Origin of the sequence: Aurantiacibacter flavus, from assembly GCF_039710615.1 — a bacterium.
In the GTDB taxonomy this organism is placed as follows: Bacteria; Pseudomonadota; Alphaproteobacteria; order Sphingomonadales; family Sphingomonadaceae; genus Alteraurantiacibacter; species Alteraurantiacibacter flavus.
The window spans coordinates 91685-111105 of sequence record NZ_JBDLBR010000004.1 but is presented as its reverse complement, the minus strand read 5'-3'; the positions used below and the strand labels follow the sequence as shown (position 1 = coordinate 111105).

Below are 19421 nucleotides of genomic sequence, written 5' to 3'. Positions count from 1 at the left end.
CGTCTGTGTTGCTGGAACCGCTTCATCCAGGACTTTGGAAGAAAACCCTGCAAGGCATAGCCACATCGATGGCGAGCGATGCGAAGGTGGACGAATTCGCAGGCCTGCGCAGGCTTTATCACGTGCTGGCACTTAGCCCGCCGCCCTTCCGGCAATGGTTCGCGCCGAGCCTGCCCGAAAATCTGTTCGAACAGGTGCTGCGGCAGTCGAGCCAGGCCGCGGCCTATTCTCTGATAGGCAAGGCTTTCGACCTCACCGTAGCCACCGGAGATGGCCAAGAGGCCACGATCAGCTTGTGGCTGCGCGAAGCAGAGACGCAGGTGACAATGCGCGATACCTCGATTGCGCGGGCAATCGTGCGTGCGGTGTGCGGGATTGGCCTGCGGGATTGGCCTGGGGCTGCCCGAACCCTAGTCTTCGTCGAGACCGGCATAGATGCCAATGCGGATGGCATCCGAGGTCGACTGCATGGGCAGCTTCTTGAGCAGGTTGGCGCGATGGATTTCCACCGTGCGCGGGCTGATGCCGAGCTTGATCGCGATCACCTTGTTACAGTGGCCGCGCGTCATCTCTCGCAGCACATCCACCTCACGCGGAGAAAGCTGACCGATGGCGGCATTGGCGGCGGACTGCTTCGAGCGCAGCCGCGCCAGCGAGACCTGCTCGGGCGTCATGGTAACCGCACGCTTGAGGTCTTCCGTGCTAAGCGGCCAGACGTGGTAATTGAGGGCGCCGTTCAGCATGGCGGAAACGATCCGCTGCGGCGTCGGGTCTTCCGAATAGACCGAAGCCGGAAGGCTGAATTCCACTGCCTGGGTCGTTCGCATCACTTCGGCGATCGAAGCGGTATCCTCGTTGTCGGCGGACAGGACATAACCGTCCCGTCTCACGAGCTTGGCAAATTCGTCGAGATCCTGGCACGGCTCGGCATGAAGGCCGACCTCGTAGCTCATCTTGGCGATTTGCGCGCGGCGTCGGCTGTCCGAATCGATGACATATATGCGGTCGAGAGGAGTCATGACCTGTGCTTGTGCGACCATTCCTGCTTTCCTTCATGTCACCAAACTACGTGACATCACATACCTAAACCTGTTCCACAATTATCTACAATAGAAGGAATAGGTTAAAATACTTATAAGTATAGCGGAGGTTAACCTATTGTGCAGCCGACTGTTCAAGAAAAATCTTTATAAAACATACGGTTGAAGATTCGGCAATTGCCGATGGCGCCGAGGTTCATCGTGTGCAATCAACCAGACCTGTCGCCCGATTAAGAGCTCGACAAGGAAATCGGGTCTCATCACGGGGCCCCTATCGCGATTTGCAAGGGGGTGCCAGACGCTTGCCCGTGGCGCTTATTGCACAGTTGCCTCTTCGTCTTCGAACTCTGGTTCGCCAGCCGCAATCGCTTCGAGGAGGGCCAGTCTAACCTTGTCGAGACGCTCCTTGCTCGTGATTTTGTCGCCCAGCAGGTCGGTCACATAGAAGGTGTCGACCGCGCGTTCGCCATATTGGGTGATGTGGGCCGAGTTGATCAGCAGGCTGGTCTCGAACATCGCCCGCGTCAGCCGGTTGAGCAGCGCGGGCCGGTCGGTGGCGTTGACCTCGATGACGGTGAAGCGGTTCGAAGCCTCGTTGTCGAACAGGATCAGCGGCTTGACATGGAAGTTCTCCGCCCGGCGGCTCTTGAGGGGGCGCTTTTCGAGCCGGGGCACGATGTCGATCCGGTTGGCCAGCGCATCCTCGATCGCGGTCTTCAGTCGCTGAAGCTGCGACGGTTCGTCGAACGGTTTGCCGAGCGGGTCCTGCACGAGGAAGTTGTCGACCGCCTTGCCGATGCGGTTGGTGTGGATGCGCGCATCGATGATATTGCCGCCGGCCAGATGGATCGCACCGGCAATGCGGAAGAACAGGCCGGGGTGGTCGTTGCCGATCACGGTCACGAGCGTGGCGCCAAGCGCGGGGTAGGGTTCGGTGTGGATCGAGAGCTTGTGGTCAAGCTGCCGTGCCGCGGCATAGTGCGGCAGGTTTATGGCGATGATGTCCTCGGGCTCGGCGATCCAGTAGGAATCGTCGAAGCGGTCCTCCAACTCATCGATCAGTTCCGCCTGGGCCCCGAGAATATCGGCCACCCGGGATTTCTTGTCGGCCACCCGCGCCTCGCGCCCATGTGCCTTGTGCCCGAGCCGGAGCCGTTCCTCGGTCAGCTCGTAAAGCTCGGCCAGCAATTGGCGTTTCCAGCTGTTCCAGATGCCGGGGCCGACCGCGCGGATATCGACGATGGTGAGCACGGTCAGCAGCCGCAGCCGCTCCATCGAGCTTACCTCGCCCGCGAAGTCGCTGATCGTCTTGTAGTCGGTGAGGTCGCGCTTGAACGAGGTTGCGCTCATCAACAGGTGCTTGGCGACCAGCCAGCTGACCAGCTCCGTCTCGTCCTCGTCGAGCCCCAGCTTTGGGCACAGCTTTAGCGCCACCTCCGCGCCGAGCAGCGAATGGTCGCCGCCGCGCCCCTTGGCGATATCGTGCAACAGCGTGGCGACATAGAGCACCCGGCGATTGGCGATCTTGGGCAGGATTTCGGTCGCGAGCGGGTGATCGTCGGCGAATTCGCCGCGCTCGATCTTGGCCAGCAGACCGATGGCGCGGATCGTATGCTCGTCGACCGTATAGTGGTGATACATGTCGAACTGCATCTGCCCGCCGACCTTGCCGAAATCGGGCACGAAGCGGCCGAATACGCCTGCCTCGTTCATCGCGCGCAGCACGGTTTCAGGGTCCTTGTGGCCGCACAGCACATCGAGGAACAACTTGTTGGCGCGCGGTTCGCGGCGCAGCGCGCGGTTGATCAGGCCCGAATCGCGGCGCAGCATCCGCAAGGTGGCCGGATGGATCTCGACGCCCTCGGCCTCGGCGATGGCGAAGATCTCAATCAGGCGGACCGGATCATCCTTGAACCAGTCGTCATCCGGCGCGGCCAGCCGCCCGGCATCGAGCAGGTAGCCCGAGACTGTCTCCGCTTTCTTGTTGCGGAACGAGGAAAAGAATTCCGCGACCCGGCTCTTGTCGACCGCTTCCTCCTCGAAGTGGGCGAGGAACACCCCGGTCAGGTGCCCGACGTGCTGCACCTGGAGGAAATAGAACTGCATGAACCGCTCGACGGCGCTTTTGCCGGGGCGGTCGGCATAGTTCATCCGGCGCGCAACCTCGCGCTGCAGGTCGAAGGTAAGCCGGTCCTCGCCGCGTTTGGCGATGGTGTGCAGATGCGCGCGCACGGCAAGCAGGAACCCCTCGGCGCGGCGGAAGGTGCCGTATTCGCGCTGCGTAAATAACCCCTTGTCGACCAGCTCGGCAGCGTTGCGCACGCGGTAGACATATTTGCCGATCCAGTAGAGCGTCTGCAGGTCGCGCAACGCGCCCTTGCCGTCTTTGACGTTCGGCTCGACGACATAGCGCGAATCGCCCATCCGCTTGTGGCGGGCTTCGCGCTCGGCCAGCTTCTCGGCCACGAACTTCTTCTCGCTCCCGCTCACTACCTCGGCGAAGAAGCGCGCGGTCGCCTCGTCGTAGAGCGCCTGATCGCCCCATAGGAAACGCCCTTCGAGCAGCGCGGTGCGGATCGTGAGGTCTTCCTTCGCCATCCGCACCATCTCGTCGAGCGAGCGGCTTGAATGGCCGACGGTGAGATTGAGGTCCCACAGGAAGTAGAGCATCGCCTCGATCGCCTGTTCGCACCAGGCGGTTGGCTTGCCAGGGGTGAGGAAGGCGATGTCGATATCCGAATGCGGCGCCATCTCGTAGCGGCCATAGCCGCCCACCGCGACCAGCGTGAGCCGTTCGCCGGTGCTGCGGTTGTGCGAGGGATAGACGTTGTCGATCACGTGATCGTGAACCACACGGATCAGCTGGTCGGCGAGGAAGGCATGGCCATGCGCGATCTCGTGCCCGGCGCTGGGGCGTTCGTCGAGGCGGCGGGCCATCTCTTCGCGGCCTGCTGCAAGAGCCGTGCGCAGCAGCTCCACGATATCGGCGCGACCGGCCTCGGCTCCCTTGTCCTCTACGACGCGGGAAATTTTCTGGGCGAGGGCGCGACGGTCTATGACCGCGCGTTGCTTGGGGATCGTCGGAAGGCTCACGACTTGGGCAAATAGAGGGCGGCTCGACGAATTGCAAAGCCGCTGGCCCTTCCAAGCTCCAGCGGCCTGTGCCAAAGCGCAATCCGGTCGCGGCCAGAGCGCCGCAGCACAGGCAAGACAAAGGGCTAATATGCTGGAGATTGCGGCAAGTGCGGCGGGCGCAGCGGCGAATGCGCCGCTCAACTGGGCGGACCTTGGACTGCGCGAGGGGATCGACCTCGGGTTCTTCACCATCAAGTACTATTCGCTGGCTTATCTTGCGGGCATCCTGCTTGCGTACTGGCACCTGTCGAAGATGATCCGCCAGCCCGGCGCGCCGATGGCGCAGCGCCATGCCGACGACCTGTTTTTCTATTGCACACTCGGCGTGATCCTTGGCGGACGGCTCGGCTATGCCACGTTCTACCAGCCCGAGCTGTGGACCACTTTCGTGCCGAACACCTTCGTCTCGTGGGGCGTGTTGCGGCTGTGGGACGGCGGGATGAGCTTTCACGGCGGGCTGATCGGCGTGGTGCTCGCGATCGCCTGGATCTCGTGGAAGAACGGGCTCTCGTTCATTCGTGTGTGTGACTATATCTCGGTCAACGTCGGTTTCGGGATGATGTTCGGACGCATCGCCAACTTCATCAACGGCGAGCTGTGGGGCCGCGCGGTCCGTTCCGACATCCCATGGGCGATGGTGTTCCCCGGCGCCGGGCCGGAGCCGCGCCATCCGAGCCAGCTCTATCAGGCGTTCGGTGAAGGCTTCGTGGTGATCGTGGTGATGCTGTGCCTGTTCTGGCTCACTCGTGCGCGCTATCGCCCCGGCGTGATGGTGGGGACCTTCGCCGCCGTGATTTCGGTCGCGCGCTTCACGGTCGAGTTCTTCCGTGAACCCGATGCGCAGTTGGCCGAATTCGCCGCCCGCACTGGCCTCAGCATGGGCCAGTGGCTGACGATCCCGCTGATCGTGGCGGCAATCGGGCTGGTGGTGTGGTCGCTCAGCCGCCCGGCTCCGCTCACACCGCCGGAAGAGGGCAAGGATTGACCAGACAGGGCGAGCCGACTGCGGCGCTGGCCGATAGCTTCCGCCGCCTGATCCGGGCGCACGGGCCGATCAGCCTGATGCAATTCATGGGCGAATCGAATGCCCATTACTATTCGCGTCGTGAGCCGTTTGGCGAGGCGGGCGATTTCATCACCGCGCCCGAGATCAGTCAGATGTTCGGCGAGCTGATCGGCCTGTGGCTGGCCGACATGTGGATCCGCGCCGGACGCACAGAGCCTGCCCACTATGTCGAGCTGGGGCCGGGGCGCGGCACGCTGGCTCGCGATGCCACGCGGGCGATGAAGCGCTACGGCCTCGAACCACGTCAGCATCTGGTCGAAGGCTCGGTCGCCTTGCGCAGCGAACAGCTTAAGCAGGTGCCCGAGGCGCAGTTTCATGACGATCTGTCGAGCGTACCGATGGAAGGGCCGGTGCTGCTGGTGGCGAACGAGTTCCTTGATGCGCTGCCCGTGCGCCAGCTGGTGATGACCGACCACGGCTGGCGCGAGGTGATGATCGGGCTCGACGGGGAGGACCGCTTCGTCGAAGTGCCGGGGCAGGTGCCGATGGACTCGGCAGTCCCCGAAGCGCGCCGCGATGCGCCGTCGGGCACCGTGATCGAGACCTGCCCTGGCGCGGCGGCCACCCTGTTTGAGGTGGCGGGGAGGCTGGTGAAGCAGGGCGGCGCGGCGCTGTTCATCGACTATGGCTATGCCACCAGCCGCAACGGCTCCAGCGTGCAGGCGGTGCGCGCCCATCGCAAGGTCGACTGGCTGGCCGAGCCGGGCGTGGCCGACATCTCCGCCCATGTCGATTTTGCGCAGTGTGCGGCGGTGGCGCAGTCGCGCGGGGCGCGCTGGCTCGGCACCACCGAGCAGGGCGCGTTCCTCAAGGCTCTTGGCATCGATGCGCGCGCCGAGGCGCTGGCGAACTTCGCCCCCCAGCATCGCGAAGCGTTGATGGCTGCACGCGACCGCCTCACCTTGCCTACCGAGATGGGCAGCCTGTTCAAAGTGTTGGCTCTGGCTGCGCCTGACTGGCCCGAGGGCGCGGGGTTTTAGCGGCTCTCGATTGCACCGATCTCGGCTAGCAGCCAGCGCGCCGCTTCGTCGACGCTGCGCTTGTCCTCGTTTCGGTCGACCATCAGGTTGGACTCGCGCATTGTTTCCACGTCGATTGCGCCGATCAGCGGGGCGAGCGCTTCGGCCAGCGCAGGGTCCTCGGCAAGACGCGGGCTGACAAGCAGGATCGCGTCGTAATTAGGCAGCGCCTCGCGCGGGTCTTCAAGCATCAGGAGGTTGTTCGCCGCGATCCGCCCGTCCGAGGTATAGGCGCTGATCACGTCGGCCTCGCCCGATTGCAGCGCGTTGTACATGAAGGTGGGGGCGAAGGTGCGCTGGGAGGCGAAGCGCAGGTCATAGGCTTCGCGCACCGCATGCCATTCGGGCCGTTCGAACCACTCGGGATCGCCGCCGATGGTCATGCCGGGCGCGCCCGTGGCAAGATCGCCGATAGTGGCAATCCCCGCGCGGTCCGCCTTCTCGCGGTCCATCGCCAGTCCGTAAGCGTTTTCGAACCCGAGCCTGCCAAGCACCTTCGTGCCGCTGGTGCGCTGCTCCCAGGAGACGATGGTGTCGAACATGGCTGCGCGGCCCGGATTGTCGGTGCGGCCAAGCTGGTTGGCCCACAAGGTGCCCGTATAATCGATACTGATATCGATTGCGGAACTGGTCACCGCCTCGTGTACTACCGCCGAGCCGAGCCCGTCGCGATAGTCGACCCGGTAGCCTGCATCCTCGAGCATCATGCCGATGGCGCGGGCGAGGATGTATTGCTCCGAAAACGACTTGGCCCCGATGGTCACCACCTCGCGGCCCTCTCCGCCACTCGCCCGGACTTGCGTGAAACCGGCGGCGGCGAGCCCGGCCAGAGCCAGCGCCGCACCGATCCACGCAAGGCGCGGGCGGCGCGCGGCGATCCCGCGCTCGACCAGCCCGAGCAGCCCATCGGCTACCAGCGCGAGCGAAGCCGAGGCGATGCAGCCCGCCAGCACCAGCGCCCAGTTCTGCGTCTGCAACCCGGCGAAGATCGGGTCGCCAAGGCTGCGCTGGCCGATGGTGGTGGCGAGCGTGGCCGCGCCGATGGTCCAGACGCTGGCGGTGCGGATGCCCGCCATCACATAGGGCGCGGCGAGCGGAGCCTCGACATGGCGCAGGCGTTGCCAGCGCGTCATGCCGATGCCGTCCGCCGCTTCGAGTGCTTCGGCATCGACATGGGTGAGCGCGGTCACCGCGTTCCTGAGGATCGGCAACAGCGCGTAAAGGCCCAGTGCCAGCCAGGCGGGCAGGAACCCCAAGGTCGGCAGGCCTTCCCCGAAGACCGCCCGCGCGGCGAGCAGGATCGGGAAGAACAGCGCCAGCAGCGCCAATGCCGGTATCGTCTGCACGAGGCTGGCAAAACCGAGTGCGAGCCGTGCCACGGTGCGAGAGCGCGCTGCCCACAAGGCCAGCGGCAGCGCCATGGCAAGGCCTAGCGCCACGGCGGCTGCGCTCAGCAGGACGTGCTCGGCCAGTTGCGGCCCGAGCCGGAGGAGCGCGGAGATAAGATCGCTCATGCCGAGGCCCCGAGCTTGCGCGCCTGCTCACGTGGGACTGCCACCAGCGCCTGCGCCACTTCGCCGCCCGCGCCCGCAAGCAGCGTTGCCGGTGTCTCGTCGGCGACGATCCGGCCTGCCTCCATCACCAGCACGCGGCTTGCCAGCAGCAGGGCCTCGGCCATGTCGTGCGTCACCATGACGGTGGTGAGGCCCAGCTCTTCGTGCAGCGCGCGCACGCGTTCACCGAGGCTGGCGCGGGTGATCGGATCGAGCGCGCCGAACGGCTCGTCCATCAGCAACAGATGGCTGTCGCCCGCCAATGCGCGCGCGATGCCCACGCGCTGGCGTTGCCCGCCCGACAGCGCCTCGGGATAGCGGGTGGCGATGTCGCGCGGCAGTTCGACGAGGTCGAGCAGCTCGCCGATCCGCGCCTCGGAAAGTTGCCCCGCACCCGAAATCAGCGGTACCATGGCAATGTTTTCGCCAACGGTGCGGTGGGTGAACAGGCCCACGCCCTGAAACACGTAGCCGATCCGTCTGCGCAGCAGAGGTGCAGGCCCGGCAACAACGTCGGCCCCTTCGATCAGCACGCGGCCCGCATCGGGCTCGACCAGCCGGTTCGCCGTCTTGAGCAAGGTCGACTTGCCCGACCCAGAAGCCCCGACCAGCGCGACAAAGGCGCCGCGCGCAATAAGGAGCGAAACGTCATCAACCGCCAGCGTCGCGCCGAAGCGCTTCGAAACATGGTCGAATTCCAGGAAGGAGACGGGGGCATCTGCCATCGGCGGCAGACTAGGGAGCAATGGCCGCCTTGGAAACCGTCAGCTCGGCAACCAGCCCCTCGGCCTCGAAGCGGCGTTCCCAGCTACCCTGCAGCTGGCCGCTCACGCTCATCTCGATCAGGCGGGAACCAAACCCGCTGTCGCTGGGCGTTCCGGAGAGCGGTGGACCTCCCCGTTCGCGCCATTCAAGCAGCAGGTTGTCGTCGCTGTCGGTGATGGTCAGTTCGACCGTGCCCTCCGCGCTCGAAAGCGCGCCGTATTTGGCCGAATTGGTCGCCAGTTCGTGGAACACCAGCGCCAGCGGGGTGGCAGCGCGCGCGCCGATTTTGCTGTCGGTGCCGCTGATCGCCACGCGCGGCTGGCCGAGCCGGTCGCGATAGGGCGCGAACAGGGCGGCGAGCAGACCTTGCAGATGCTCCTGCCCCGATCGGCTCGAGGGCCGCACAAAGTCGTGCGCGCGGTTCAGCGAATAGAGCGTGTCGGCCAGATCCTCGGCGAAGGCCTTGTGCTCGGGCGCATTGGCGGCCTTGAGCCGTGCGAGCCCGATCACCACCGCAAAGATGTTCTTGATCCGGTGTGACAGTTCGCCTGCCAGCAGATCGCGCGCCTCAAGTGCCTGGTGGACCTCGTGGATATCGGTGATGGTGCCGAACCAGCAGTGGTTCTGGCTTTGCTTGCTGGTGACGGGCGCGGCCTGGCCGAGCGCCCAACCCCACGACCCGTCAGCACGCCGCAGACGGAATTCGGCTTCGAACGGTTCGTCTCCGGCAACTGCGCGATCCCACTTTGCGAGAGCTTCGTCAGCGTCGTCGGGATGGATGAAGGGGCGCCAATCCTGCAAGACCTGCGGCGGTTCGGCGCCCGTGATCTGCTTCCAGCGCGCATTGAAATAGTCGAAGCACCCGGTGGCATCGAGCGACCATGCGATCTGCGGCACGCCTTCGATCATGCGCCGCATCTGCTCTTCGCGGTCGGCAATTGTGCGGCGGGCGCGCAGATCCTCGCGGCGTGCCTCAAGCAGCCGCATCACCGATTGCGCCAGCACCGCCAGCCCCTCGCGCTGAAAGTCGTCCAGCCCGGCTGGGTGTTCCTCTACATCTATCACGCATAGCGCGCCGAGTGGGGTGCCCTCCTGCGAGACCAGCGGCTGGCCAGCATAAAAGCGGACGTGCGGTGGGCCGGTGACCATCGCGTTATCGGCAAAGCGTGCGTCACGAGTGGCATCGGGCACCACCATGGCACCTTCGCCGAGCATGGCATGCGCGCAAAACGAGATATCACGCGGGGTTTCGTGTTCTTCCACGCCCTCGCGAGCGAGGAGCCGCTGGCGAGCGTCTTCGACGATCGAGACCAGCGCGACCGGCACCCCGCACAGGCGGGCGGCAAACTGTGTGATCGCCTGCAACTCGGGATCGTCTTGCAGGCGGTCGAGCGAAAAGCTGGAGATTACCGCATGGCGCACACTGTCTTCCGCGCTATTCGCGGTGGCTCCCTCTGAGGCGGCAGAGGAGACGGGCGGCAGGTTTTCGGCTCTCATGATCGTATTCCGCCGATCCCTCTATACCTTGCGGCGGCACAGTCCAAGCGCGGGCATCGAAGCCAAATGGCCCGGTCGTGCACGAAATAGGATTGCCCTCCACGCCCGTGAGGCTGTACCGCGGCAGCATATGCTTACAAAAAGGAATTGTTAGATGATCAGGTATCTGGCTTCTGCTGCCGCCTTCGCTCTTGCCGCTGCCAGCCCCGTGCTGGCCCAGAACATCACTGCGCCCGATGCCGTGGTGCCGGCCGGCATCACGGTGGAGAGCGTGATGGTCCACGGCGCGACGCTTGAGGGCAATCTCGAAGGCAATAGCGCCGATCGTGAGGTGATGGTCGTGCTGCCGCCGAGTTATGGCCGCGACCCGACCCGGCACTATCCCGTGGTCTATTATCTGCACGGCTTCGCTATCTCAGGCCGCGACTTTTACGACTTCATGCAGGTGCCCACAGCGGTGGCCGATAATGCCGCCGCCGGGCGCGAATTCATCGTCGTCGTGCCCGATACGCTGACCGCGATGGGCGGCTCGATGTACTCGAATTCGGTAACCACCGGCAACTTCCGCGATTTCGTCGCCACCGATCTCGTCGCCTATATCGATGCGAACTATCGGACGATCCCCGAGCGTGATTCGCGCGCCTTGGTGGGGCATTCGATGGGCGGGTATGGCACCTGGATGGTGGGCATGGCCCATCCCGAGCAGTTTGCGGTGATCTGGGCGCAGAGCGCCTGCTGCGTCTCTCCGCGCAGGGAAACGTCTGAGAGTGGCTCAGCCATGGCCGCCGTCCCGCGTGAAGGCGCCGACAATTCGGGCTTTGGCATGCGCGCCGGTCTGGCGAGTGCGGTGGCATGGGCGCCCAATCCGGCCAATCCACCCTATTTCGTTGATTGGCCGGTCAATGCTGCAGGCGAGGTCGATGAGCTGGTGATGGCGAAGTGGGTGAATAATGCGCCGCTGGTGCAGGTCGCCAGCCATGTCGCCCAGCTCGAGAGCTTTACGGCCATCGGTGCCGATGTTGGCGATAAAGACAGCCTGATGCGCGATGACCTGCTCATTCACGAAGAGCTGGAAAAATTCGGCATTGCGCACGACTGGGCCATCTATGAAGGCACCCACACCGACAAGATCGGGCAGCGCTTCAGTGCGGTGGTTCTGCCTTGGATAGCCAGCCACATCGCCATGACCGGAGACTGACCAGACCGCGAGCGCGCAGCTTTTTGTCCGCGCGCGGAACCCAGCCGGGAGGGCGCCCGTTTCTTCTCTCATTGAAAGGACAAACGGATGGACAGATTCGCTCTCACCCTGGTGCCCCTGGTGTTGCTCGCCGCCTGCGGAGGCGATGAGCCGACTGAGGAGACAGTTGCGACGCCGGAGCCGTCCGAACGGGTCGCCAACGAGCCCGATCCCGACCGGATGCCTGCCCCGAACGCCGACGGGGTCGACACCATCGACTATTCCGGCAGCTATACCTTCACTGGCATCGATGGCTCGCATTTCACGCTCACACTCGACAAGGAGGCGGGCACTTACGAATATGTCAGCCCGGACGGCACGACTTCTGGCAACTATAAGAAGCTCGATTCAGGGCGTATCGCAATTACCAATTTCGATGGCAGCGCAGGGTACTTCTCGATTGCACCCGGCGCTCTCTATCGCCTTGCGGACGCCACCAGCCCGTTTGACGAGATCGATCTAGGGCGCATGTACCGCCGCTCGGACTATGTGGCCGATGCCGGACCGGGCGCGGCTCTGCCTTCGATCGTGACAACGAATACGGTTGCCGACAAGCGTGAGAAATAGCGACCACTTCACCGCATTTTTGGCAGACTTGCTGGCGAAAGGCGGCCTTGCCTCTTGGCAATGGGTGGCTCAGCCCTATAGGTGCCCGGGATGACTGCAAGCGAGAGTGTCACGGCTGACGGGCGGGCGAGAGTCGGCCAACAGCGACGCGCGAAAACGCGCGCGGCGATCATTGCTGCCGCCTTCGACAAGTTCGGCGACGAGGATGGCCTCTTTGTCAGCATCGAGGAAATCGTGGAAGCTGCGGGCGTTACCCGCGCGACCTTTTACAACCACTTTGCCGGCATGGTCGAACTGCGTGAAGGGCTGACGCACGAGGCTACGCATGATTTCCTGAAGGCCGTGACCGAAGCTCTCAACAGGGTGCCCGATGCACGACAGCGCGCCGCGGCGGGCATTAGGTTCTATTTGCGCCGCGCGCGCCGCGATCCGCGCTGGGGGTGGTCGATGCTGAACATGAGCGTCTCGGGTCAGATGTTCGGATCGGAGACCTATCGCCGGGCGCAAGGGACCGTGGCCAGAGGCATCAAGGAAGGCGTTTTTCCCGTGCCGTCGAGTGAAGTCGGGCGCGATATCCTGCTCGGTTCGACGCTTGCCGCGTTGAGTTCAGTGCTGCGCGCCGATCCGCCGGAGGACTTCCCCGAAGCCATTGCCGGCTTTGCGCTATGCGGCCTCGGCGTAGGGCGCGAAGATGCCTATCGCTTCGCTCATATGCCCTTGCCGCCGATTCGCACGGAGATTTAACGCCAACCGGTCGACCTTTGGCCGATCCACTCTAAACGTCCAGATTGGCGACGTTCAGTGCATTGTCCTGGATGAACTCGCGGCGCGGTTCGACCACGTCGCCCATCAGGCGGGTGAAGATCTCGTCGGTAACGTCGGCGTCCTCGACCTTCACTTGCAGCAGCTCGCGGTTATCCGGGTCGAGCGTTGTCTCCCACAGCTGTTCGGCGTTCATCTCGCCAAGACCCTTGTAACGGCTGATCGCAAGGCCCTTGCGGCCCGAGGCGAGCACCGCCTCAAGCAGCTGCGAGGGGCGTGTGATCAGGCCATCGGGAGATGCGACGGGGCTTTCGGTCTCATCGCCTGCATCGTCGTCCACCGGTTCCGGCTCGGCCACCTGTCCGGCGCGCACCAGCCGCGAGGGGGTGGCATAGGCTTCGGCCTGGGCCGCGCCGCGCGTGTGCAGCTTGCGGGCCTCGGCGCTGTCGAGGAAGCGCTCCTCGATCAGGTGTACGTCGGTCACGCCGCGCCAGACGCGGTTGAACCGCACATCGCCGTTGTCGGTCACGTTGGCGCTCCATTCGGCTTCGGGATCGCCGGTCTGCAGCCACGCTGCGGCGCGTGTCAGCACGGCATTGCGTGCTGAAGGAGCAAGACCCGGTTCGAGCGCGCCGGCCAGCGCCATCACCTCGATCACGGCGGAGTTGTATTTGCGCGGAGCGAAAGTGATCAGGTTCTTCAGGTGCAGCGCCTGCTCGACGAGGTCGGCAAGATCCCCGCCCGACCGCGCGCCGCCACTGGTTTCCAGCACCCGGTCCTGAAGGCCGTTGCTGACCAGATAGCGATCGAGCGAACCCTGATCCTTGAGGTAGACCTCGCTGCGGCCCTTGGCGACCTTGAACAGCGGCGGCTGGGCGATGAACAGGTGCCCGGCCTTGATGATCTCGGGCATCTGGCGGTGGAAGAAGGTGAGCAGCAGCGTACGGATATGCGCACCGTCGACGTCGGCGTCGGTCATGATCACGATCTTGTGATAGCGCAGCTTTTCGAGGTTGAATTCGTCGCGCAGGCCGGTGCCCATGGCCTGGATCAGCGTGCCGACTTCCTTCGATGAGATGATCCGGTCAAACCGCGCGCGCTCCACATTCAGGATCTTGCCGCGCAGCGGAAGGATCGCCTGATACTTGGAATCGCGGCCCGACTTGGCCGAGCCGCCGGCCGAATCACCCTCGACCAGGAACAGTTCGGCCTTGCTGGCGTCACGTTCGCGGCAGTCGGAGAGCTTGCCGGGCAGACTGGCCACGCTCATCGCGCCCTTGCGGCTCATTTCGCGGGCGCGCTTGGCGGCCTCGCGCGCAGCGGCGGCGTCGATAATCTTCTGGATGATCTGCTTGGCGTCGGCGGGGTTCTCCTCCAGCCATTCGGTCATCTTCTCGCCCATCAGGCCTTCGAGCGGCTGCCGCACCTCGGACGAGACGAGCTTGTCCTTGGTCTGGCTGGAGAACTTGGGATCGGGCAGCTTCACGCTGACGATTGCGCTCAGTCCTTCGCGCATGTCTTCGCCGGTAAGCGAAACCTTTTCCTTCTTCATCAGCCCGGCTGCCGAAGCATAGTTGTTGAGCGTGCGGGTAAGCGCGGCGCGAAAAGCGGCAAGGTGGGTGCCGCCGTCGCGCTGGGGGATGTTGTTGGTGAAGCAGAGGACGTTTTCGTAATAGCTGTCGTTCCACTGCAGCGCGACCTCGATCCCGATCCCGTCCTTGTCGGCCGAGACGGCGATGGGTTCGGCCACCAGCGGCTGCTTGTTGCGGTCGAGATACTTCACGAAGGCCGCGATGCCGCCTTCGTAATAGAGATCGTGTTCTTTGACTTCCTCGTGCCGCCGGTCGCGCAGCTTGATGCGCACGCCCGAGTTGAGGAAGGCCAGCTCGCGATAGCGGTGTTCGAGTTTCTCGAAATCGAAATCGGTGACATTCTTGAAGGTGTCGGTGCTGGCGAGGAAGGTCACGCGGGTGCCCTTCTTGAAGCCGTTTGCGTCCGAATTGCTCTCGACCTTCGGCGCATCGCCCACGACGCGCAAGGATTCGACCGCATCGCCATGCTCGAAGCGCATCCAGTGCTCCTCGCCGTTGCGCCAGATGGTCAGTTCGAGCCATTCGCTAAGTGCGTTGACCACCGAGACGCCCACGCCGTGCAGGCCGCCGGAAACCTTGTAGGCGTTATCGTCCGAAGTGTTCTCGAACTTTCCGCCCGCGTGCAGCTGGGTCATGATGACCTCGGCGGCGGAAACGCCCTCTTCCTTGTGCATGTCGACCGGGATGCCGCGGCCGTTGTCCTCCACCGAGACGGAGCCATCGGGGTTAAGCTCGATCAGAACGAGATCGCAGTGGCCGGCGAGAGCCTCGTCGATGGCGTTGTCCGAGACTTCGAACACCATGTGATGCAGGCCCGACCCGTCGTCGGTATCGCCGATATACATGCCCGGCCGCTTGCGGACTGCGTCGAGCCCTTTCAGGACCTTGATCGAATCGGCGCCGTATTCGCCCTGGCGGGGGGCGTTCCCATTGTTCTCGCTCATGGCAATTATATAGGCGCGGCGGACGCGATTCCCAAGCGTAAGCACCTCCTGGCGGCCCGCTTTTCCACCGCCAGTGGCACCGATCGCCCGGATGGAGCGTTGTCGCGGCATGACAATGACGCTGATCGTTGTGCTGGTCGTCTCGGGCGCGCTGGTTCTGGGCGCGATCTGGGGGCTTTACTGGCCCCTTCCCGACAAGGTTCAGGGCTTCTTGGTCGCGCTTGCAGGCGGGGCCTTGCTGCTTTCAGTCGTGACCGAACTGATCGAACCCTCAATGGAGCGTTCGACGCTGCTGGTCAGTTCGCTCGGAGTGGCGCTTGGCGCCATCGTGTTCTCGGGTGTGGACTACCTGATCGACGAACACTGGGGGCCGAGCAAGGGCGGAGGCCTGCTCGCGGCGATTACGCTCGATGGTATTCCGGAAAATCTCGCGCTGGGTGTGGCGCTGATCGGGGCGACGCCCATCGAGGTCGCTGCGCTGGCTGGCTCCATCCTGCTTTCTAACCTTCCCGAAGCGGCTGGCGGTGCACGCCAGATGCGCGAGAGCGGTATTGCCCATCGGCAAGCGCTAATGCTGTGGGTGGGAACTGCAGCGCTGCTCTCGGCGGCGGCCATCGCGGGCAACCTGCTGCTTGGCGGTGCGGACCAGCACCAGCTCGCCTTCATCCGCTGCGTTGCGGCCGGAGCCGTTGTGGCGAGCCTCGCCACCGAGGTTTTTCCAGAGGCCTTTCGCGAAGACCATCACTGGGCCGGAGTGGCCACGATGCTGGGCTTGTTGATGGCGCTGGGGCTGGGCGAACTGGCATGATCGTGCGCTGTTGCACAAAAGCAAATGGCCGCCTCCCCGTTGCGGGAAGGCGGCCAATCGCCACTGGATGCTCCTAGGGAGAGGAGAGATCAGAACATCCAGGCGGCGGGATAGGGGCTGCGCGCCAGGCTATCGAAGTAGGCGTTGAACATGCGGATCATCAGAGCTTTCATCGAGGGTCTCCTAACGGAATGAGTGTTTGCTTGGCGCTGCGTGGATTGGGATCAGGCGAGGACGCTGGTGAACAGCGTGCCGCTGATCGCCACCGCGGCGAGCGTGGTGAACATGATCTGGGCGAAATTGCGCATTATGGTGCTCCTGCATTGCCGGGGTCTTGTTGATCGCCCCTTGGCTTGAGCCGCATATGTGCGCCGCAACATTATTGTGCAAATGCGAAAACTTCGGCATGTGTTGCGTATTATGCAACAAAGGTTGCGGTTATGTGCCGAAGCCCTAAGTCCTTTGCAATAAAGGATTAACGAAGCGAGAGCTGCGTCCCTTCAGTGGTATTCGCGGCCAGTTGCGCAACGGCTTGCGCGCGCGCTTCGGTAAGGCATTCGGCATAGAGCCGCTGGCCCTTGAGGTCGCGGATGAAGGGTTTCTCGCAAGCCTGCTCAGCCGCGATTTCGATGCGCTGTTCGTCGGTCAACGGGGCGCGGTCTGGGCGGCTCTGCTCGTAGCTGCGCTCGCCGATGACCATGACGAAGGCCGACTGGGCCTGAGCCGCAGGCGCGAGGGCAAGAGTGGAAAGAAGGGCGAGAGTGGTCAGTTTCTTCATGGCGTTATCTCCTTGATAAGGTTGCAAACGCCTTTGACAGGTCCATCCCTTAGACTGTCCTTGCATTGTGCAGGTGCGAACAAAACATCGCAATTGCAAAAAGCCGGACGTCTGTTGCGCAAAGCGCGCAGGGCGCGTTGAGGCGCGCGGGCGCTGGACAGCGGCGCGCCTGCTTCCTATCGGCACATCATGACGGCACATATCCTCCCCGATTCCATCCTTATCGTCGATTTCGGCAGCCAGGTGACCCAGCTGATCGCGCGCCGCGTGCGCGAAGCCGGCGTCTATTGCGAGATCGCGCCCTTCACGCTCGCCGAAGAGGCCTTCGCCCGGATGCAGCCCAAGGGCATCATCCTCTCGGGAAGCCCGGCCAGCGTCCCCGAAGAGGGATCGCCCCGCGCGCCCGACATGCTGTTCGAGGCGGGCGTGCCCATCCTCGGCATCTGCTATGGCCAGCAGGTGATGAGCCAGCAATTGGGCGGCGAAGTCCGCCCCGGTCACGAGGTTGGCGACGGCGGCGAGTTCGGCCGCGCCTACCTCACGGTGACGAAGGACTGCGCGCTGTTCGAGGGCCTCTGGGCAGAGGGCGAGCGCCATCAGGTGTGGATGAGCCACGGCGACACGGTCACGCGCTTTGCCCCCGGGTTCGAGATCGTTGCCGTATCCGACGGCGCCCCATTCGCGGTGATCGCGGACGAGGCTCGCAAGTTCTACGGCACGCAGTTCCACCCCGAGGTGGTCCACACCCCCGATGGCGGCAAGCTGCTGGCTAACTTCGTGCACAAGGTCTGCGGCCTTGCGGGCGACTGGACCATGGCCGCCTATCGCGATACCAAGGTTGCCGAGATCCGCGAGCAGGTCGGCGACGGCAAGGTGATCTGCGGCCTTTCGGGCGGTGTCGACAGCTCGGTGGCGGCGATCCTCATTCACGAGGCGATCGGCGACCAGCTCACCTGCGTCTTCGTCGACCACGGCCTGCTGCGGATGAACGAGCGCGAACAGGTCGAGAAACTGTTCCGTGACCATTACAACATCCCGCTGGTGGTGGTCGATGCCGAGACGCGGTTCATGGCCGGGCTTGACGGCGTGACCGACCCCGAAAAGAAGCGCAAGTTCATCGGCGCGGAGTTCATCGCCGTGTTCGAGGAAGAGGCGAACAAGCTCGGCGGGGCGGACTTCCTCGCGCAGGGCACGCTCTATCCCGATGTCATCGAGAGTGTCAGCTTCACCGGCGGCCCCTCCGTCACGATCAAGAGCCACCACAACGTCGGCGGCCTGCCCGAGCGGATGAACATGAAGCTGGTCGAGCCGCTGCGCGAGCTGTTCAAGGACGAGGTGCGCGAGCTGGGCCGCGAGCTGGGCCTGAACGACCAGTTCGTGGGCCGTCATCCGTTCCCCGGACCGGGCCTTGCGATCCGCATCCCCGGCGAGGTGACCAAGGAGCGCTGCGATATTCTGCGCAAGGCCGACGCGATTTATCTCGACGAAATCCGCAAGGCGGGGCTTTACGACGCGATCTGGCAGGCCTTCGCCGTGCTACTGCCGGTGAAGACGGTGGGCGTGATGGGCGACTATCGCACCTATGACAGCGTCTGTGGCCTGCGTGCCGTCACCAGCACCGATGGAATGACCGCAGATGTCTATCCGTTCGATGCGCAGTTCCTGACCGGCTGCGCCACGCGCATCGTCAACGAGGTGCAGGGGATCAACCGCGTGGTCTATGACTATACGTCGAAGCCGCCAGGCACGATCGAGTGGGAGTGATTCCGGGCGCTGTCGGGCTGCTCTGCTCGGGCTGCCGTGGAAGAGCCAGAATAAACGGTCGTCTCGGCGTGGTCGTGCAGGCGGTGGCCGCGGCTCGTGTGCACATGAGCAAAGTCTCATTGGTGCCAGTCGAGAGCATTACCAGTCAAGAGCATTAGCTGTAGGGACGCTTGTTCCTGCCGCTATGGCTCGCGGCCATGAGCATGACCGTTTTCTTTGCAGTTCTCCTTGCGGCTGCCCTCCACGCAGCGTGGAATGCGATGCTCAAAGGCGGCAAGGACATAGTATCTCGGCACGGCAGCCGTCGTTGTCGGGCAGGCGCTCTTCACCGGCTGCTTCATCGCATCATATTCGTTGATCGACGGGCTTGATGCGCGGCAAGCGGGCACGGCACTGGGCTACTACGGCTGGCTGACTATCGGTAATGCTCTGGCATTCATCGCAATTACCGCGATCGCGTGCCCATCGATCTTGCGGCGTGTACCGAAAGAGGGATTGCGTATTGCGGTGCTCGGAGGGGGTGCGTCTTACGCGGCCTTTGCCTTGGTGATCTGGTCGTTCACTCAGGCGCCGATCGCGCTTGTCACCGCCCTGCGCGAGACTTCGATCGTCTTCGCTCTTTTGATCGGCGTATTGGTGCTCAAGGAAAAGCTCAGTTTGGCGAAGGTGGCGTCCACGGCAATTGTTCTGGCAGGCGTTTTCATGACCCGCTTGGGAAAATCTACCTAGAAACGCGCCCGATCGTGTTGCACTCTATTCAAAAGCAATAGTTGGACGCCAGTGGCCAGCTTCAAGTTCGACGAGGACTTGCCCCCGTTCCGGCAGGGCGCTTCGTCCGGGGAATGCGGTGTAACCCATAGGCTGTGCGAGGTTACGCTCTCAGGCCTCAACACC

15 protein-coding genes are annotated in these 19421 nt (G+C 63.8%); 8 read left to right on the top strand and 7 right to left on the bottom strand.

From position 1 onward, the window contains the following. Positions 1-410: 410 nt before the first annotated feature. The gene (locus tag ABDJ38_RS12450; RefSeq protein WP_346785437.1) at positions 411-1040 is read right to left on the bottom strand and encodes a response regulator transcription factor; all 630 of its coding nucleotides are present in this window, start codon (positions 1038-1040) and stop codon (positions 411-413) included. Positions 1041-1355: 315 nt separating this feature from the next. Beyond that, a complete protein-coding gene (locus ABDJ38_RS12445; protein ID WP_346785436.1) occupies positions 1356-4133 on the bottom strand; it encodes a [protein-PII] uridylyltransferase in 2778 nt (925 codons plus the stop codon). Positions 4134-4263: 130 nt separating this feature from the next. Here ABDJ38_RS12445 and lgt point away from each other — a divergent pair, with 130 nt between their 5' ends. After that, a complete protein-coding gene (lgt, locus tag ABDJ38_RS12440; RefSeq protein WP_346785435.1) occupies positions 4264-5160 on the top strand; it encodes a prolipoprotein diacylglyceryl transferase in 897 nt (298 codons plus the stop codon). Next, positions 5157-6221 (top strand): class I SAM-dependent methyltransferase, encoded by a 1065-nt coding sequence (locus tag ABDJ38_RS12435; protein WP_429771114.1) that lies wholly within the window; start codon positions 5157-5159, stop codon positions 6219-6221. The genes lgt and ABDJ38_RS12435 overlap by 4 nt, the downstream gene beginning before the upstream one ends. Here the strand turns inward: ABDJ38_RS12435 and ABDJ38_RS12430 are convergent. Genes ABDJ38_RS12430 through ABDJ38_RS12420 form a run of 3 tightly spaced genes read right to left on the bottom strand, consistent with a single transcriptional unit; the run spans position 6218 to position 10075 of the window. Next, a complete protein-coding gene (locus tag ABDJ38_RS12430; RefSeq protein WP_346785434.1) occupies positions 6218-7774 on the bottom strand; it encodes an ABC transporter permease/substrate-binding protein in 1557 nt (518 codons plus the stop codon). The two genes, ABDJ38_RS12435 and ABDJ38_RS12430, sit on opposite strands and share 4 nt — an antisense overlap. Continuing rightward, complete coding sequence (locus ABDJ38_RS12425; RefSeq protein ID WP_346785433.1) at positions 7771-8538, bottom strand: ATP-binding cassette domain-containing protein; 768 nt, start codon at positions 8536-8538, stop codon at positions 7771-7773. Before ABDJ38_RS12425 ends, ABDJ38_RS12430 begins: the two co-directional genes overlap by 4 nt. 10 nt (positions 8539-8548) lie before the next feature. Beyond that, positions 8549-10075, bottom strand: a complete 1527-nt coding sequence (locus ABDJ38_RS12420) for a sensor histidine kinase (protein WP_346785432.1) — start codon at positions 10073-10075, stop codon at positions 8549-8551. Between the two features lie 154 nt (positions 10076-10229). Between ABDJ38_RS12420 and ABDJ38_RS12415 the strand changes: the two genes are divergently transcribed. The 3 genes from ABDJ38_RS12415 (at position 10230) to ABDJ38_RS12405 (ending at position 12623) form a co-directional block, all read left to right on the top strand. After that, a complete protein-coding gene (locus ABDJ38_RS12415; protein ID WP_346785431.1) occupies positions 10230-11273 on the top strand; it encodes an alpha/beta hydrolase in 1044 nt (347 codons plus the stop codon). Between the two features lie 87 nt (positions 11274-11360). After that, positions 11361-11879 (top strand): hypothetical protein, encoded by a 519-nt coding sequence (locus tag ABDJ38_RS12410; protein WP_346785430.1) that lies wholly within the window; start codon positions 11361-11363, stop codon positions 11877-11879. Between the two features lie 90 nt (positions 11880-11969). Continuing rightward, positions 11970-12623 (top strand): TetR/AcrR family transcriptional regulator, encoded by a 654-nt coding sequence (locus tag ABDJ38_RS12405; RefSeq protein WP_346785429.1) that lies wholly within the window; start codon positions 11970-11972, stop codon positions 12621-12623. Positions 12624-12654: 31 nt separating this feature from the next. Here the strand turns inward: ABDJ38_RS12405 and gyrB are convergent, their stop codons facing one another. Then, positions 12655-15177 (bottom strand): DNA topoisomerase (ATP-hydrolyzing) subunit B, encoded by a 2523-nt coding sequence (gene gyrB / locus ABDJ38_RS12400; protein ID WP_346785428.1) that lies wholly within the window; start codon positions 15175-15177, stop codon positions 12655-12657. Positions 15178-15286: 109 nt separating this feature from the next. On the opposite strand from gyrB, the gene ABDJ38_RS12395 reads away from it, so the two are divergent. Continuing rightward, the gene (locus tag ABDJ38_RS12395; protein WP_346785427.1) at positions 15287-15985 is read left to right on the top strand and encodes a ZIP family metal transporter; all 699 of its coding nucleotides are present in this window, start codon (positions 15287-15289) and stop codon (positions 15983-15985) included. 475 nt (positions 15986-16460) lie between these two features. Here the strand turns inward: ABDJ38_RS12395 and ABDJ38_RS12390 are convergent, their stop codons facing one another. Continuing rightward, positions 16461-16763 (bottom strand): UrcA family protein, encoded by a 303-nt coding sequence (locus ABDJ38_RS12390; protein WP_346785426.1) that lies wholly within the window; start codon positions 16761-16763, stop codon positions 16461-16463. Between the two features lie 189 nt (positions 16764-16952). Between ABDJ38_RS12390 and guaA the strand changes: the two genes are divergently transcribed. Beyond that, complete coding sequence (gene guaA / locus ABDJ38_RS12385) at positions 16953-18527, top strand: glutamine-hydrolyzing GMP synthase (protein WP_346785425.1); 1575 nt, start codon at positions 16953-16955, stop codon at positions 18525-18527. 354 nt (positions 18528-18881) lie between these two features. Then, positions 18882-19256: an EamA family transporter gene (locus ABDJ38_RS12380; protein ID WP_346785424.1), complete on the top strand. Its 375-nt coding sequence runs from the start codon at positions 18882-18884 to the stop codon at positions 19254-19256. The last annotated feature ends 165 nt before the right edge of the window (positions 19257-19421 follow it).

What these genes read in the sequence shown, in the direction of transcription:
- ABDJ38_RS12450 (WP_346785437.1), bottom strand. Translation starts at nt 1,040, where the DNA reads ATGGTCGCACAAGCACAGGTCATGACTCCTCTCGACCGCATATATGTC.
- lgt (WP_346785435.1), top strand. Translation starts at nt 4,264, where the DNA reads ATGCTGGAGATTGCGGCAAGTGCGGCGGGCGCAGCGGCGAATGCGCCG.
- ABDJ38_RS12430 (WP_346785434.1), bottom strand. Translation starts at nt 7,774, where the DNA reads ATGAGCGATCTTATCTCCGCGCTCCTCCGGCTCGGGCCGCAACTGGCC.
- ABDJ38_RS12425 (WP_346785433.1), bottom strand. Translation starts at nt 8,538, where the DNA reads ATGGCAGATGCCCCCGTCTCCTTCCTGGAATTCGACCATGTTTCGAAG.
- ABDJ38_RS12420 (WP_346785432.1), bottom strand. Translation starts at nt 10,075, where the DNA reads ATGAGAGCCGAAAACCTGCCGCCCGTCTCCTCTGCCGCCTCAGAGGGA.
- ABDJ38_RS12415 (WP_346785431.1), top strand. Translation starts at nt 10,230, where the DNA reads ATGATCAGGTATCTGGCTTCTGCTGCCGCCTTCGCTCTTGCCGCTGCC.
- ABDJ38_RS12410 (WP_346785430.1), top strand. Translation starts at nt 11,361, where the DNA reads ATGGACAGATTCGCTCTCACCCTGGTGCCCCTGGTGTTGCTCGCCGCC.
- ABDJ38_RS12405 (WP_346785429.1), top strand. Translation starts at nt 11,970, where the DNA reads ATGACTGCAAGCGAGAGTGTCACGGCTGACGGGCGGGCGAGAGTCGGC.
- gyrB (WP_346785428.1), bottom strand. Translation starts at nt 15,177, where the DNA reads ATGAGCGAGAACAATGGGAACGCCCCCCGCCAGGGCGAATACGGCGCC.
- ABDJ38_RS12395 (WP_346785427.1), top strand. Translation starts at nt 15,287, where the DNA reads ATGACAATGACGCTGATCGTTGTGCTGGTCGTCTCGGGCGCGCTGGTT.
- ABDJ38_RS12390 (WP_346785426.1), bottom strand. Translation starts at nt 16,763, where the DNA reads ATGAAGAAACTGACCACTCTCGCCCTTCTTTCCACTCTTGCCCTCGCG.
- guaA (WP_346785425.1), top strand. Translation starts at nt 16,953, where the DNA reads ATGACGGCACATATCCTCCCCGATTCCATCCTTATCGTCGATTTCGGC.